At 68.5% G+C, this 15,129-nt stretch carries 16 protein-coding genes; 10 read left to right on the forward strand and 6 right to left on the reverse strand.

What is annotated here, in order from left to right; genetic code table 11:
- The first annotated feature begins 37 nt into the window (after positions 1–37).
- Positions 38–1,174 carry a patatin-like phospholipase family protein gene (locus KB221_04180; protein WIY70230.1) on the forward strand — a complete coding sequence of 379 codons (1,137 nt, stop codon included), beginning with the start codon at positions 38–40 and terminating at the stop codon, positions 1,172–1,174.
- Between the two features lie 10 nt (positions 1,175–1,184).
- Here the strand turns inward: KB221_04180 and KB221_04185 are convergent, their stop codons facing one another.
- Positions 1,185–1,451 carry a hypothetical protein gene (locus KB221_04185; GenBank protein ID WIY70231.1) on the reverse strand — a complete coding sequence of 89 codons (267 nt, stop codon included), beginning with the start codon at positions 1,449–1,451 and terminating at the stop codon, positions 1,185–1,187.
- A gap of 223 nt (positions 1,452–1,674) precedes the next feature.
- Here KB221_04185 and dnaG point away from each other — a divergent pair, with 223 nt between their 5' ends.
- The 4 genes from dnaG to KB221_04205 all read left to right on the forward strand — a co-directional run bounded on the left by dnaG (position 1,675) and on the right by KB221_04205 (position 7,345).
- On the forward strand, positions 1,675–3,540 hold the full coding sequence (gene dnaG / locus KB221_04190; protein ID WIY70232.1) for a DNA primase: 1,866 nt from the start codon (positions 1,675–1,677) through the stop codon (positions 3,538–3,540).
- Between the two features lie 69 nt (positions 3,541–3,609).
- On the forward strand, positions 3,610–5,565 hold the full coding sequence (gene rpoD, locus KB221_04195; protein WIY70233.1) for an RNA polymerase sigma factor RpoD: 1,956 nt from the start codon (positions 3,610–3,612) through the stop codon (positions 5,563–5,565).
- A 94-nt stretch (positions 5,566–5,659) separates the two neighbouring features.
- Positions 5,660–6,400 carry an extensin family protein gene (locus KB221_04200; GenBank protein ID WIY70234.1) on the forward strand — a complete coding sequence of 247 codons (741 nt, stop codon included), beginning with the start codon at positions 5,660–5,662 and terminating at the stop codon, positions 6,398–6,400.
- A 126-nt stretch (positions 6,401–6,526) separates the two neighbouring features.
- Complete coding sequence (locus KB221_04205; protein ID WIY70235.1) at positions 6,527–7,345, forward strand: hypothetical protein; 819 nt, start codon at positions 6,527–6,529, stop codon at positions 7,343–7,345.
- Positions 7,346–7,477: 132 nt separating this feature from the next.
- Here KB221_04205 and KB221_04210 read toward each other — a convergent pair whose 3' ends face one another.
- Positions 7,478–8,083, reverse strand: coding sequence for a WHG domain-containing protein (locus KB221_04210; protein ID WIY70236.1), 606 nt, complete (start codon positions 8,081–8,083; stop codon positions 7,478–7,480).
- 90 nt (positions 8,084–8,173) lie between these two features.
- Here KB221_04210 and KB221_04215 point away from each other — a divergent pair, with 90 nt between their 5' ends.
- Both KB221_04215 and KB221_04220 read left to right on the forward strand, forming a co-directional pair.
- Positions 8,174–8,608, forward strand: a complete 435-nt coding sequence (locus tag KB221_04215) for an ABA4-like family protein (GenBank protein ID WIY70237.1) — start codon at positions 8,174–8,176, stop codon at positions 8,606–8,608.
- On the forward strand, positions 8,605–9,423 hold the full coding sequence (locus KB221_04220) for a hypothetical protein (protein ID WIY70238.1): 819 nt from the start codon (positions 8,605–8,607) through the stop codon (positions 9,421–9,423). The genes KB221_04215 and KB221_04220 overlap by 4 nt, the downstream gene beginning before the upstream one ends.
- A 308-nt stretch (positions 9,424–9,731) precedes the next feature.
- On the opposite strand, the gene KB221_04225 is transcribed toward KB221_04220, so the two are convergent.
- Positions 9,732–10,406, reverse strand: a complete 675-nt coding sequence (locus KB221_04225; protein WIY70239.1) for a response regulator transcription factor — start codon at positions 10,404–10,406, stop codon at positions 9,732–9,734.
- Entirely contained in the window at positions 10,403–12,358 is a 1,956-nt protein-coding gene (locus tag KB221_04230) for a hypothetical protein (GenBank protein WIY70240.1), read from the reverse strand. Before KB221_04230 ends, KB221_04225 begins: the two co-directional genes overlap by 4 nt.
- A gap of 221 nt (positions 12,359–12,579) precedes the next feature.
- On the opposite strand from KB221_04230, the gene KB221_04235 reads away from it, so the two are divergent.
- Together KB221_04235 and KB221_04240 are read left to right on the forward strand one after the other, a co-directional pair.
- Entirely contained in the window at positions 12,580–13,041 is a 462-nt protein-coding gene (locus KB221_04235; GenBank protein ID WIY70241.1) for a peptidase S1, read from the forward strand.
- Between the two features lie 255 nt (positions 13,042–13,296).
- Positions 13,297–13,827, forward strand: a complete 531-nt coding sequence (locus KB221_04240; GenBank protein ID WIY70242.1) for a hypothetical protein — start codon at positions 13,297–13,299, stop codon at positions 13,825–13,827.
- A gap of 10 nt (positions 13,828–13,837) precedes the next feature.
- Here the strand turns inward: KB221_04240 and KB221_04245 are convergent, their stop codons facing one another.
- Complete coding sequence (locus KB221_04245; protein WIY70243.1) at positions 13,838–14,047, reverse strand: flagellar hook protein FlgE; 210 nt, start codon at positions 14,045–14,047, stop codon at positions 13,838–13,840.
- A gap of 117 nt (positions 14,048–14,164) precedes the next feature.
- Between KB221_04245 and KB221_04250 the strand changes: the two genes are divergently transcribed.
- Entirely contained in the window at positions 14,165–14,488 is a 324-nt protein-coding gene (locus tag KB221_04250) for a DUF962 domain-containing protein (protein WIY70244.1), read from the forward strand.
- On the opposite strand, the gene KB221_04255 is transcribed toward KB221_04250, so the two are convergent.
- Positions 14,485–15,075 (reverse strand): hypothetical protein, encoded by a 591-nt coding sequence (locus KB221_04255; GenBank protein WIY70245.1) that lies wholly within the window; start codon positions 15,073–15,075, stop codon positions 14,485–14,487. The genes KB221_04250 and KB221_04255 overlap by 4 nt on opposite strands.
- Positions 15,076–15,129 lie beyond the last annotated feature (54 nt).

Below are 15,129 nucleotides of genomic sequence, written 5' to 3' on the forward strand. Positions count from 1 at the left end.
CATCCGCCTGTCGCCCGCCCGTGTTATGGGTGTTTGGGTGAACATCCGGATTTGCCTTCTCATCTGCCTGGTTCTGGCCCTTGGCGGGTGCGCCAGCGGTGCCCGCTCGGCTTTCGATGTCCAGGACCGTGAGGGTGCCCGGCCGATGGGCCTGGTTTCCGCGCCGGGACATCCGATCCGGGTCTACCTCGACGCCAGGGACCGCGCGGCCCTCTTCCAGCAGGCCTTCCGCGAGGGGGTGCCGGTAGGGCCGGATGGACGGCTGGACTTCATCGCCCTGTCCGGCGGCGGCTCAAACGGTGCCTTTACGGCCGGCCTGATGAAGGGCTGGAGCGAGACGGGAGAACGACCGGATTTCGAGGTTGTCACCGGTGTCTCCACGGGCGCGCTTGCAGCCCCGTTCGTCTTTCTGGGCCCGGACTATGACGACGAACTGGCCGACGCCTATACCGGCGGTGCGGCTGCCGGGCTGTTGCAGCCCCAGGGGCTCGCCGCTCTCGTCGGCTCCGGAATCTATCGGGCAGAGCCACTGCGCGCCCTTGTCGAACGCTATGTGGACGAGGCCCTGCTGGCGGCCGTGGCGGCGGAATACGCCAAGGGCCGTGTCCTGCTGGTGGCCACGACCGACCTGGATTCCCAGCGCGGCGTCAGCTGGGACCTTGGTGCCATAGCGACCCAGGCCTCGCCGGAAGCCTTGGCGCTGTTCCGGAATGTCCTGATCGCATCGGCGAGCATTCCCGGCGCCTTCCCGCCGGTGCTTATACCCTCCGACAACGCGGGTCTGGCCTTCGAGGAGATGCATGTTGACGGGGGCGTGACCACACCCTTCCTCGCTGTACCGGAAACCCTCTGGTCGTTCCGCGAGCCGTCGGGGACCCTGCGCGCGGCCCGCTTTTATGTCGTCGTCAACGGCCGGACGAACCCGAGCTTTGCCATCACCCGCGATACGCCGCAGGGCGTGCTGGGCCGCAGTATCGACGTCCTGTTGAGGGCCTCGCTGGTGACGACGCTGGCCGGCAATCGCGCCTTCGCCGACCACAATGACCTCTTCTTCCGATACGCCGCCCTGCCGGATGACTACGAGGTCTCTGCGCTGGACTTCAGCGTGGAATCCATGAGCGCCGTCTATGAGGTCGGCCGCCACGGCGCGATCACTGGCGCGGCCTGGCGCTAGGCTGGTCGGTTCAGGGCAGCGGGGCGAAGCTCTTCTCTTCCCTCAGGGCGCAGGCCTTGCGGACGGCCACCGGGGCGGCGTGCAGCCAGTAGTCGGCGTCTTCCAGCCGGTTGCTGCGCAGCCGTTCGGCCCCGCGCATCCGCCTCAGCGCTGCATTCTCGAGCAGGCGCGCATGCATGGCGCGCGGTGAGAGTTCGAGGATGGCGGGGGAACCGGGGACGGCGACGGCGTCGGGGCCTTTGGGCTCCACCGCCGGGCGGGCGATGGTCATGAACATGGGGCGGCTTTCGTTCTGGACGGATCTGCGGGCTTCGCCGCGGGGCCGCCGGTCTCCGTCCGCTTCCGGGACGGCTGGATGGTTAATCCACAGGTCTGTGGACAGTTCCTGTTCAACAAGAAAACTGTGCGCATATTCAGGCGGTTAAAGCCGCGCTTTGGCCTTTCTGGTTAACGAAAGGTAAATCCGCCCAAACCGGTGAGTCGCGCGCTATAAGGCGCGGGTGCGCTTCGACGATCGCTTCCTTGAAGAACTGAAGGCCCGCCTTCGGCCGTCCGACATCATCGGGCGGACGGTGAAACTCAAGCGTCAGGGCCGCGAGTACGTCGGCCTGTCGCCCTTCACCAAGGAGAAGTCGCCGTCCTTCTTCGTCAATGACGACAAGGGTTTCTTCCACGACTTCTCGTCGGGCAAGCACGGCGACGTCATCAGCTTCCTGCAGGAGACCGAGCGGCTATCTTTCGTCGAGGCGGTACAGCGGCTGGCCGGGGAGGCGGGCATGGCCCTGCCGGCCGAGGACCCGCAGGCGGCCGAGCGCGAGGTGCGCAAGCAAGGCCTGACCGACTGGATGGACCTCGCCCAGAAATGGTTCGCCGCCAATCTACGCCGCTCGCCGGGCAAGGCGGCGCGCGAATATCTGGAAAAGCGCGGCCTGCCCGAGGACCAGTGGGAGCGGTTCGGTCTCGGCTATGCGCCCAATGACCGCGAGGGGCTGAAGGCCGCGCTGGTCCAGCGCGGCGCCAAGCTGGGCGATCTGGTCGAGGCCGGGATGTTGATCGCGCCCGAGGGCGGCGGCCAGCCCTATGACCGGTTCCGCGACCGGCTGATGTTCCCCATCCTCGACGCCCGCGGCCGGATCGTCAGCTTCGGCGGCCGGGCCATGAACCCCGACGACCGCGCCAAATATCTGAACGGCCCCGAGAGCCCGCTCTTTCACAAGGGCGCGACCCTGTACGGCCTGCCCGAGGCGCGGCGGATCCTCGGCGCGGAGTCGAAGAGCGACCAGTCCATCGTGGTCGTCGAGGGCTATATGGACGTGATCGCCTGCCATCGGGCCGGCATTCCGGCAGTCGCGCCCATGGGCACCGCCCTGACCGAAGAGCAGATGGAGCGGCTGTGGCGTGTGTCGCACGAGCCGGTGCTGTGCTTCGACGGCGACGCGGCGGGGCGGCGGGCGGCATACCGCGCCATCGACCGGGCCCTGCCGCAGCTGAAGTCCGGCCGGTCGTTCCGTTTTGCCCTGCTGGAGGGCGGTCAGGACCCCGACGACATCCTGCGCGACAAGGGCGCGCCGGCGCTGCGGCAGGCGATGACCACGACCCGGCCCTTCGCCGAGGTGCTGTTCCAGAAGGAGGCGGAGATCGAGCCGCTGGACACGCCCGAGCGCCGTGCCGGTCTGAAGGGCCGGCTGCGGCAGGCGGCCTCGGCCATCCAGGACAAGGATCTCGCGGAACAGTATCGCCGCGAACTGTTCGACCGTTTCGACGCCCTGTTCCCCGCGCGTCGTGCGCCCCAGGCCCAGCCCTCGACGGGGCAGGGCGGGCGCTGGCGACCGGGCCCGCCGCCCAAGCTGGGGCAGACGGCCGAGGGTGCCCAGGCGATGCAGTCGCTGAGTCGGTCGATCGAGCCGGTGGCCGCCGCGCTCGCTCACGGCGCCATCGACGATCCCGAGCGGATGGACGACCACCTCGAGGCCATTTCGGCCCATGGATTCGGCGACGCCTCGCTGGATGGTCTGGCGCAGGAGATGGTCCGCCTACGGTTCTCTGGCCAAGACCTTGACTCGGCGGCCTTGCGTCGCCATCTGGCGCAGTCGGGTCACGATGCTTTAGTGCGCGAGGTCGAGAAGGCGGCGGCAAAGTCCGGCGCGCCTTTCCTGGCCGCAAATGCGCCCCTCGCCGAAGCAAGGGTCCGATGGTCGCAGGCGTTCGACGCGCTTACTCGCGTGGCGGCGCTGGAGGATGCACTGAGCTCGGCGGCAGGCATGCCGGGCCAGGACGAGGCGTTCCGCAGGCTGAAAGCCGAGCGGGATGCTTTGCGTCGCGCGATCAAAACCGGTGAGATTTGGGAAGACAGCGCGGGCTCGTAACCAACGAACCTGCCACACGTTGCATTGGTGGACGGCCTGATCAGCCGCTCCACCCGGAGAAGAGACTGTATGAGCGCCCAGACCGAGACGCAGGAAACCGAAGCCCAGAGCGACGGTCCGCTGCTCGACCTCACCGACGCCGGTGTGAAGAAATTCATCAAGCAGGCCAAGGCCCGCGGCTATGTGACGATGGAGGACCTGAACAAGGTCCTGCCGTCCGAAGAGGTGACCCCCGACGCGATCGAGGACACGCTGGCGATGCTGTCCGAGATGGGCGTCAACGTCGTGGAGGCCGAGGAAGACGCCGCCGAGACCACCGAGAAGGAGGGCGGCGAGGTCGTCGAACGCGCCGACACCTCGGTCGCCGAAGCCCCCGCAAAAGCCGCCTATGACCGTACCGACGACCCCGTGCGGATGTATCTGCGCGAGATGGGCTCGGTCGAACTGCTGAGCCGCGAGGGCGAGATCGCCATCGCCAAGCGCATCGAGGCCGGCCGCGACGCCATGATATCGGGCCTGTGCGAAAGCGCCCTGACGTTCGAGGCCATCATGGTCTGGCGCGACGAACTGGCCAACAACCGCATCCTGCTGCGCGAGGTCATCGACCTCGACGCCACCTATGGCGTGCTGAACCCCTCGTCCCTGCCGCACAACCAGCCGCCTGCGGGCACGGTCGTGGCACCGGCCGAGCCGGAAGAGGGTGCCGAGCCCAAGCCGGAAACGGACGACGAGGAGGACGAGGACTTCGACGACGGCGGCGGCATGTCGATCTCGGCGCTCGAGGCCGAGCTCCGCGACGGTGTCATGGAAGTGCTGGACGCGGTCGCCGGCGACTTCGGCGCCTTCCGCAAGCTGCAGGACAAGCTGGTTGAAAGCCGGCTGAAGGGCGAGGCGCTCTCGACCAAGGACCAGAAGGCCTATGACGCCCTGACGGCGGGCATTTCTGGCCGGCTGAAGACGATGAAGCTGAACAACCACCGCATCGAGGCGCTGGTCGAGCAGCTCTACGCCATCAACAAACGCCTGATGGGGCTGGAAGGCCGGCTGCTGCGCCTCGCCGACAGCTACGGCATCTCGCGTCCCGAGTTCCTGAAATCCTATTTCGGCGCCGAGCTGGACCCGACCTGGGCCGACCGGGTCAAGGAAATGGGCGTCCGCTGGACCAAGTTCAGCGACAATGAACAGGCCCAGATCGCCCAGATCCGCGGCGACGTCGCCGCCGTGGCGACCGAGGCCGGCCTGCCGATCGACGACTATCGCCGCATCGTCCAGACCGTCCAGAAGGGCGAGCGCGAGGCCCGTCAGGCCAAGAAGGAAATGGTCGAGGCCAACCTGCGCCTCGTCATCTCCATCGCCAAGAAATACACCAACCGCGGCCTGCAGTTCCTGGACCTGATCCAGGAGGGCAACATCGGCCTGATGAAGGCGGTCGACAAGTTCGAGTACCGCCGCGGCTACAAGTTCTCGACCTACGCCACCTGGTGGATCCGTCAGGCGATCACCCGCTCGATCGCCGACCAGGCGCGGACCATCCGCATCCCGGTGCACATGATCGAGACGATCAACAAGATCGTCCGCACCAGCCGTCAGATGCTGCACGAGATCGGCCGCGAGCCGACCCCGGAAGAGCTGGCCGAAAAGCTGGCCATGCCGCTGGAAAAGGTCCGCAAGGTCCTGAAGATCGCCAAGGAGCCGATCAGCCTCGAGACTCCGATCGGCGACGAGGAAGACAGCCACCTGGGCGACTTCATCGAGGACAAGAACGCCATCCTGCCCATCGATGCGGCGATCCAGTCCAACCTGCGCGAAACCACCACCCGCGTGCTGGCGTCCCTGACGCCGCGCGAGGAGCGCGTCCTGCGCATGCGCTTCGGCATCGGCATGAACACCGACCACACGCTGGAAGAGGTCGGCCAGCAGTTCTCGGTCACCCGCGAACGCATCCGCCAGATCGAGGCCAAGGCGCTGCGGAAGCTGAAGCACCCGAGCCGGTCGCGGAAGCTGCGAAGCTTCCTGGATAGCTGAGACGAAACGAAGGGCGGTCCGAAAGGGCCGCCCTTTCTCGTGGACTCGCCGTCTCGTGATCTGACGGCGCGGGGGAATCGGCTAGCGTCCGGCGATGGTCTCTCTCCGGTTCCTCTCCCGGCTGATCGCGGTTGCGCTGCTGCTGGCGGCCTGCAGCCCCATGCTGTCGGAGCGGCCGGCCCCGGCCCGCTATCCCGCCGCCCCTTCGCGCACCGAGGCACCCCTGGTCAGTGCCCTGATAGACCAGCCGATCGGCGGCGAGACGCGTTCGGCAGTGCTCCGCGAGAGCGCGGACCTGCAGCAATGCATGGCGCAACTGAGCGCCGCCCGCGTGACCTTCCGGCCGGTGCCCGACCGGGTGAACAGCGCGACCTGCGGGCTGAGCGGCGGCGGGGTGCTGGGCCCGGACATGGGAACGGTGGCGCGGATGGCGCCGGGGGATGTCGAGATGACCTGCCGGACGGCGCTCGCGCTGAGCCTCTGGCGGCGGCAGTCGCTGGAGCCGGCGGCGCGGGAGATCCTCGGCTCGGACGTCGTCCAGATCGACCATTTCGGCGCCTACGCCTGCCGCCCGATCAACAACGGCGGGACCAGCACGCGCGCCAGCGCCCACTCGCAGGCCGCGGCCCTGGATTTCTCAGGCGTCCGCCTGCGCGACGGACGGCGCATTGCCGTGACCGATGACTGGAGCGGAGACGCGCCCGAGGCGCGCTTCCTGCGCCGCATCCGCGATGACGCCTGCCAGATCTTCGGCACGGTCCTGAGCCCCGACTACAACGCCGTGCATCGGGACCATCTGCATCTGGAAGCGACGGATACGCGCTTCTGCCGTTAGGCACCGGCCAGTCTCCTGGGGGGGGGCGGTGCGCGTCGTCAACCTGACCAGTCGCGAGGATCAGGATGATCAGGTTGGCGAAGCCTGCGACCGCTTTTGACGCATCAGCCTGTCATGATGCCGGACATGACGGAGAGGCGCGAGATCAAGCAACGGTCGCCTGCGGTGTGGGCCCGGGTGAAGGCCGCGTATCTGGCCGGAGAGCCCGCCGCCTCGGTGGCACGGCGGTTCGACGTCGGCTACGGCAATCTGCGGTATCGCGCCTATGCCGAGGGCTGGACGCGCAAGGCCGCGATGGCGCGGACGGACGCCGGGGCGGCGGAGGAGGCGGTCCGGCTGGCGGGTCAGGCCGACGCGGCCGCCCTGTTCGCCGCGCCCGGGGACGCCCCTGAACCCGCCGATCCCCGCAGCGCCCGCCGACAGGCCATCACCCGCGCCTCAGCCCTGCTGGCGGCCGGACGGGCGGTCGAGGCGACGGCGATGCTCAGGGCGGCCGAAAGTCTGGCCCGGCTGACCGGGGACGACATGGATGGCGACGATCCGGCCGACGACGGCCCCCTGACGCCCGAAGAGGATGCCGCGCGCGAGGCGGCGGCGAAGAAGGGCTGGAACGACCTGCTGGACCTGATCGAGGGCCAGGCCGACGCCCTGGCGCGCCAGCTGCTGGCGGACGGCACCCATGCGCCGGCGGTGCACAGCGGCTTCGTGCATGCGTGGCGCGCGCAATACCTGGGGGCCGAGGCCGCGGCTCATGATCACGCCCGGATGCAGGCCAACGCCGCCCACCGCGTCGCCTTCCACTGGCACGACGACGGCCAGCCCCTGCCGGTCGATGAGGTGCGGGCGATGTACTACCAGGTGTTCCGGCAGCAGATCCGGGCGAGGGCGGGGCTGCCGGCGGTGGGGCCGGGGGATGGAGACCCGGAATCAGGGGCTGAACGCTGAAAGCGGACGCTCCGAAGGTCGGCTATGGGTGGGGAGCGGCCGCTGTCGCGCTTATGCCAACGGGCGAGTTGAGGGAATGAAGCGAACCGCCTGACAACACCCTTTTTGCGTTGGCCGGTCACCACCCCCGCTTCACTCCCTCTCGTACGCCGGTCTCATCAGCGACAGCAGGCGGTCGGCCATCTCCGAGGTTGAATTCAAACCCTCCGCAGGGCCACAATCGAGCATGCCGCTGGTCAGCAGCGACACAAACCCATGGACGTTCATCCAGGCGAAGGCAACGCCCAGATCGTGGTCGACACCCTTCGGCCGGCGGGTCTCGGCCACGGCCAGGGTCAAGACGTCCTGACAGCGTGCCCCGGCCCGGGCCATGACGGTGTCCGGTCCGGTGATGTAGCCGGGCTGGAACATCATCGTATAGGTCCGCGGCCGCTCGAGCGCGAAGGCGATATAGCCGAGGCCGATGGCCTTCAGCCGGTCCCAGGGATCATCGCCGGCCGCGTCGCGGCCCGCGGCCATCCGGGCAGTGAGCGCGTCAAAGCCTTCGGCAAGGCCGGCGGCCATCAGGTCGGTGCGTGACGGGAAATAGTGCGCCGGGGCGGCATGGGAGACGCCCGCCCGGCGCGCCACAGCCCGCAGACTGACCTGTGACTCAGGCAGTTCCTCGATCAGCGCGGCCGCCGCCGCGACCAGCGCCGCGCGTACATCGGCCGGCCGCGACGGTTCTCCCCTTTTCACAGCGCTCCCGGCCAAAAGCCTACCCCATCTTGACAGTGTCAAACTCGCAATCTAATGGCCTTGACACTGTCAAGCAATGGAAGCCGACCGATGCCCGAGACTGTCTTTTCAATCACCAGCACCGGCGCGATGGTCGCCTGGCTCGCGCTGATCGCGGCCCGGTTCAGCCCGGCACTGCGGCGTTGGGTCGATCCCGCCGTCAGCTATGTCGTGCCCGGCCTGCTTTCGGTGGCCTACGCGCTCCTGCTGTTCGGCTACTGGGGTCAGAGCGAGGGCGGCGGCTTCGCCTCCCTCTCCGCCGTCTCGGCCCTGTTCGCCGTGCCGGAGGTGCTGCTGGCGGGCTGGATCCACTACCTCGCCTTTGATCTCTTCGTCGGCGGCTGGATCGCGCGAACAGGCTCGGCGGCGGGGATCAACCCCATCCTCCTGACCCCGATCCTGCTGGCGACCTTCCTGGCCGGGCCCGTGGGTTACCTGGCCTATGCACTGCTGCGGCCGGTGATCAGCCCGAAGGTGGCGTCATGACCTTCGAAACGCACGCGCACGGGCGAACCCCGGGGCTCAGGGGCTGGGAGCCGGCGCTGGCCATCGTCGGTGCGGCCCTGCTGGCGGCGATGATCCCCACTGGTTGGTTGGCCCTCATCGACGACCGCACGCTCAATGACGTCGGCATCTGGGACAAACCGCTTAAGTTCCAGCTGTCCACCGGGATGTTCCTTCTGATGGCGTCTTGGGTCTTTACCCGGTTGCCGGCGGGCTGGCGGCACACCCTGGCCGGCCGCTATGTGATCTGGGCGGCGATTGTCTCGACACTGTTCGAGGTCGGCTACATCGTTTTTCAAGCCAGTCGCGGACAGGCCTCACACTTCAACTACTCCAACGGGTTCACGATCGCCATGTACGGCCTGATGGGTGCCGGGGCCGTGATCCTCACCTCGACCGCGCTCGTCCAGGGTGTCGGCGTGCTGCGCCATGACGCGGGCGATCCGTCCGCCTTCCGCCGCGCTCTGGGCTGGGGGCTTATCCTGACCTTCCTGCTCGGCACCGCGACCGGGGCCTATATGAGCGCCCAGATGAGCGGTCACTGGGTCGGTGGGCCGGCCAGCGACGCGGGTGGTCTGCCGCTTCTGGGCTGGTCGACCACAGCCGGCGATCTCCGCCCACCGCACTTCCTGGGTGTCCATGCCGCCCAGGTGCTGCCGGTCACGGCCCTGATCCTGCTGGCGGTGGCCCGCCGTCACGCTGACTTGCTGACCAGGCTGGCCATCGCGGGCTACGTGGCGATCACCGTCGCTGTTTTCTGGCAGGCGGTTTCGGGCCTGCCGCTGATCGCATTTTGATCGACTGATCGAGGCGTTCGCCGGGACAATAGGGTCGGTGCTTACAGGTTAACCGCGCGAGTGACGTGACCCCGCTTCTCATCCAGCCAAGACAGGCGTCGTTGGATTGTCTGATCCATGAAGACGTCGCTTTTTGGGTCCGCGCTTCTCTCCGTGTGGCCAGAAATCATTGAGAGAGTTCACGGGCGGTGAAACGAACCTAACCGGCAGCGGGCGAATGTCCGCAATGGGTCGAGACCGGACAGTCGCCTGGGGGTGGGAAGCGGACCTTGGCCTGAGCCCCGGGGGGCCGGATACTCGCCGCGGCGTCAGAGGCTGAGTTGCTTGCGCCGCACGGCTTCGTAGACGGCCTCGCCGCGGGAATGGACCTGGAGCTTGCGGTAGATCGACTTGACGTGATTGCCGACGGTCAGGGGCGATATGCCGAGGGCACGGCTGGCCAGCTTGTAGCTCTGGCCGCGTGAAAACAGCTCCAGCAGTTCGATTTCGCGCGGGGTCAGGCGTTCGGCGTCCGGCGCGGCGACGCCGGGGTCGCCCGGGGCTGCGCCGCGCAGACGCTCCAGCAGATAGACCGCGGCCGAGGCGCTGATCGGGGCGCCGCCGTCGAGGGTGGCGCGGATGCCGTCGAGAATGGTGTCGGGGCCGCTGTCCTTCAGCAGATAGCCGTCCGCGCCGGCGTTGAGAGCCGCCACCACCGTATCGCGGTCGCCGAAGGCGGTGATGACCAGCACCTTGCAGGCCGGCAGGGCGGCCCGGAGCGCGGGGATGAAGGTCAGGCCGCTGCCGTCCGGCAGGCCGATGTCGCTCAGAAGCAGGTCGGGCCGGCCCGCGATGAGGTCCGCAGCTCCGGCGAGGCAGTCGGCGGTGCCGACAAGCTCCAGATCGGCCGCCGGAGCGATGATCTCACGGAAATGCAGGGCGACGTTGGGGTCGTCCTCGAGGATGGCGATGCGGCGGGGTGCCTCCGGCGGCAGGGCGGTCATGGCCGGGGCTCCGCGGTCGCGCCGGGCAGGGTGAGGGCGACCGTCAGTCCGCCTTCGCCATGGTCGAGCGCGATCGTCCCCCCGATCAGGGCGGCACGGCTGCGCATATTGGCCAGACCACGCCCGGTCCCGTTCTTCGGGCCGGCGGTGCGGCCGTTGTCGGCCACGGACAGGGTCAGGGCACCGTCGGGGCGCGCCAGGAGCGTCACCGTGATCCGGTCCCCGCCCGAGTGTTTGAGGGCGTTGGCCACGGCCTCCTGAAGGATGCGGAAGACCTGCAGGGCCGTGCGGGGCGGGGTGTCCATCAGGTCGCCCTGGCCGTCGACGCGCCAGTCGAGCGTGAAGCCGGCGGCCTCGACCCGCGGGCGGACCCGCGCATGGAAGGTGGCCATGGCCGAGGCGAGGGACTCGCCGACCGAGTCCATGGAGTCGATCATCAGCCGCATCTCGTCGATCACGGACTGAAGCCCCTCGGCCACATGTTCGCTGTCGGCGACCCCGCGGCGAGCGGCGAGCAGCATGCTCATCAGCTGGCTGCCGAGGCCGTCGTGCATGTCGCGCATGATGCGGCGGCGCTCGTCGTCATGGGCCTCGCGGCGGACCAGGTCGCGCTCGCGGGCGTGAGCCACGGCCAGTTCGGCCTCGCGTTCGGACAGGCGGGCGGCGAGCAGGGCGTTGAGGCCGACGGAGGATTTGAACAGGGTGAAATTGCGCTGCACGAAGGCGGCGGCCAGGGCGAGCAGGAGCACCGGCGCGGCGTCGACCACGAAGCCGCCGGCGTTGAGGCCGAAATGCTCACCCAGCGCGTCGAGCACGACGCAGACGGCGCAGATGGTCAGCAGGGCCGCTTCCAGCCGGCGGGGCTCCTCCCGGGTGGCGAAATGCCAGAGCAGCCGGGCGGTCGCGATGACGCCGAGGGCGGCCGAGGCCCATGACCAGACGATCGCCGGGACGTCGTAGCCTTCCGGCATCGGACGAACGGCCGGCCAGAGGGCGCAGAAGGCGATGAAGGCCAGGAAGGCACCGGCCAGCGCCGGCTGCAGGCGCGGCAGGGGGCGGTCGGTCCAGGCGTCGATCAGCCCGACCAGCGATACGGCGATCAGACTGTTGACCGCGAAGAAGAGCCAGACCCTGAAGAGGCCTCCGAAGGGCGGGTCGAGCACGAGGCCGTAGAGGGCGAAGGCGCTCCAGGCCCCGCACAGCGCGGCCAGCCAGAGGGCGAACCGCCGCTGCTGTGACCGGAAGGCCAGCATGGCGGCGAACAGGCCGATCAGGAAGGTCGTCCAGCCGGAGAGCAGGCGGTAGTCGGTGAACCGCCACTGCCGCACCTCCGCCCACTGGCTGACCTCGCCCCAGGGGCCCAGCAGGGGCGGTCCGAGATCGGTGTAGGGCAGGCCCTGACGTACGGTGATGAACAGCAGCTCGTTCGAGCCCGCCCGCAGCAGGCCCGACGGTATCCGGTCGACCACCGCCTTCTGGCCTTCGAAGGCCTGGTTCGGGAACTCCATCGCCCCGCGCTGGAACACGATCGAGCCGTTCACGAGGATGATGAAATTGTCGACCTGCTGATAGGCCGCCAGCCCGAGCCCTTCGGCGGGCACCGCGGGCAGGTCGAACCGCAGTTTCAGCGCCAGATAGGTCGGGTCGCAGCACTCGGTGTGCGGGAGCTCGACGGGTGCGTAGGTGGCCTGTCGGGCGGCCAGAACCGTCGGCTTGGGCAGGCGGGCGAGGGTGGTTTCGGTAAAGGCGATCCGGTCGACCTGCTGGTTCGACGGCTTCGGCCAGAGGGGCGAGCCGTAGAGGCCCCAGAAGGCGGCCTGCACAAGGCCGATCACCAGCAGGAAGCCGATCAGGTCCCGGCCCCGCGGTGACATCCCTGGCAACAGTCGGCCGAGCGACCGGTCCAGCCATGGTCCGGCGACCGGCGCGGGTGCGGGTGAATCAGTCGTCAAGCCGAGGCCCTTTCTGGAGCCCCTTCGCCAATCCGGCCAGTTCGCCCGCCCTACTGTCCGGCCCCAGGAGACAGGCCGCCACCACCATATCCATGGTGTTTGTGATGCCGCAAGGCATCGGCCAAGCTTGTCTGGTCAGGTTCATGGGCTCGCCGTCGGCGGTCGCCTTCGGCCTGCATGGATTCAGGGCGCTCCGGCGCCGCAACAGGAAAGTTCCCGTCATGAAAACGGTCGCCATCGCCGCCGCCGCCCTCTCGCTCCTCTGCCTCGCCGCCCCCGCCGCGGCGCAGAATGCCGGCGAGACCGCCACCTATGGCGAGATCAGCCTTCGCGCCGGCTTCACCCCCGATCCCTATACCGTCAACATCCAGGCCGGTGGCAGCATCGACGGCGGCCGTCTGCCGGGCACCTGCACCGGCTACATCGCCTCGGCCCCCGACTTCGAGGTGACCTATTCCGCCGGCTCCCTGCCGCTGGTCTTCCGCACCGTTTCGGGCACGGACACCACCCTGATCATCAATGGCCCGGACGGCCAGTGGTACTGCGACGACGACAGCTTCGGCGACGGCGACGCAGAGGTGCGCTTCAACCGTCCGCAGAGCGGAACCTATGATGTCTGGGTCGGCAAATTCGGTTCGGGCGGCACGGCTTCGGCCCGCCTGCTGATCACCGAGACGCCCTGATCCTGCGGCGTCCCCGTCTCCCGCCCACCGCAACGGCTCTTCGAGCCGGGCGTCGACCGGGCCGACCGGTCTGCCGGGACACCGCCCGAACCGTGCAGGCCTTCATCCCGGTTCACGCCTGACAGCCCCCGCCGGATCACTCCGGCGGGGGCTTTCTCATGCCACTGCATCGCACTCCGTCGACCGGTGTTCCGCCAATGGACTTCCGGCCGGTCGCGCGGCATCCTCAATGCCTCGTCCGCGGGGAAGGTCGTCATGTTCAATCTCGCCTATCTCAAACGCCGCATGGGTCAGTACGCCGCCCTCTGGGTCGGCGGGTTCCTGCTGAGCGGCGCGGCCATATTGATGGGGCTGCTGGCCGCGGACCTGATGGTCGCGATCGACTGGGTTCTGCCGGTGCTGCTGGGTGCTACGGCCCTGGCGCTCGGGGTCGGGCTGGTGCTGAGCCTGCTGTCGGGCGAGACCCCCGGGACGAAGCTGGCGGTGCTGCTGCTGGCGATCCTGCTGGCCCTGCCGCTGTTGTGGGCACCGGTCTCGGCGGCGGTGGCCATCGCCTTCTTCGCCGACCGTTCGATCGAATATTCCGAGACCTATGCCGCCTTCCAGATCGGCATATCGCGGGTCCTGTTCCCGCTCAGCCAGGCCCTGGGACAGGCCGATCTGTTCGGCTGGGTGTGGTCGGCGTTCCAGTGGGTCTCGACCGTGGTCGGCTTCTTCTCGGCCGTGGCGAAGATCTGGCCGGCAATCCGCCGGATGCTGGGCCCGGAGCCGGTGACCGAGGGCTGAAGGCGTCGCCTCAGGCGAGGATGTCGAGCAGGCTTCCGTACATCTCGTCGGCGGTTTTCAGGACGGCGACATTGGCCTTGAATGCCGTTTCGGCGGTCATGCGTTCGACCGTCTCGCCCGCGAGGTCGGCAAGGGGGTCGGCGGCTGTGCGGGCCGCGCTGGCGGCGAACCGCTCTGTGGCCCCGGCGATTCCGGAGGCGGCGATGGCGAAGGCCTGCATGGGGCAGCTCCGGACGGTGGAAGCCGACTATCGCGCCGCGGGCCTTTCCCGATCGCTGACAGTCATGGTGAACGGCACCGGCTTGACCGCGGGGCGGGGCGGGGAGAGGCTGACCCCATGACCAGCCAGCCCGCACCCGGCGAACGCTATCCGTCGTTCAAAGCCTTCTATCCCTATTACATCCACGAGCACTCCAACCGGACGTGCCGGCGCATTCACATCGTCGGATCGGCGCTGGTGCTGGTGATCGTCGCGGTGGCGATCGTGACGCTGAACCCCTGGTGGCTGCTGGCCATGCCGCTGGTCGGCTACGGCTTTGCCTGGGTGGGGCATTTCTTCTTCGAGAAGAACCGGCCCGCGACCTTCCAGTACCCGCTGTGGAGCCTGATGGGCGACTGGCGGATGTTCTTCGAGACGGTCAGCGGGAAGCGGAAATTCTAGTCGCCGAGACGGGTCAGGCGGGTCTGGCTGCGGAAGCGCCAGGCTGAATCGTCGGCCCCGACCGGCCGTACGTCCTTGACCGACATCAGGCTGTCGCCGTCGCGGGTCTCGGTGACGCGGATTTCGGCGGGCTGGTCGTCGTCCTCGGCGACGGACTCATAGACCAGGGTCCAGTGGGCCGGGTCGGTCCATGTGGCCAGCCGAACCGTCTCGGTCGTCAGCGCGACCGACTGCCCTGAGCGATAGCTGGCCGAGGTGACGGTGCCGGCAGCCTCGTCCAGAAGGCTGGTGGTGGTGATCCAGACAGGCTTGTCCGGTCCGTCGTCAAACAGCGACGTGCGGATCTGGGTCACGCCGTCCGCGACCTGCACGATGGTGGTGGTGACGGGAATCTCGAACAGCCGGTCGCTCTGGTAGTCGCGGTAGCCCAAGGCACCGCTCCAGCGGCCGACGAGGCTGCGCAGGGGGGCGGTGGCGGAGTCCGCTGCGGGAGCCTGCGCTGAAGGTCCATCATTCGCTGCGGCAAGGGCGACCGACGGGGCCATGGCGAGGGCCAGACAGCAGGCGAGGACGGCGAGGGGGCGCATGAGAAGACATCCGGTGACCAGCCAGAGGCGATCACCCGAGGCTACGCTTGCAGC

Origin of the sequence: Aquidulcibacter paucihalophilus (genome assembly GCA_030285985.1) — a bacterium.
Classification (GTDB): domain Bacteria; phylum Pseudomonadota; class Alphaproteobacteria; order Caulobacterales; family Caulobacteraceae; genus Brevundimonas.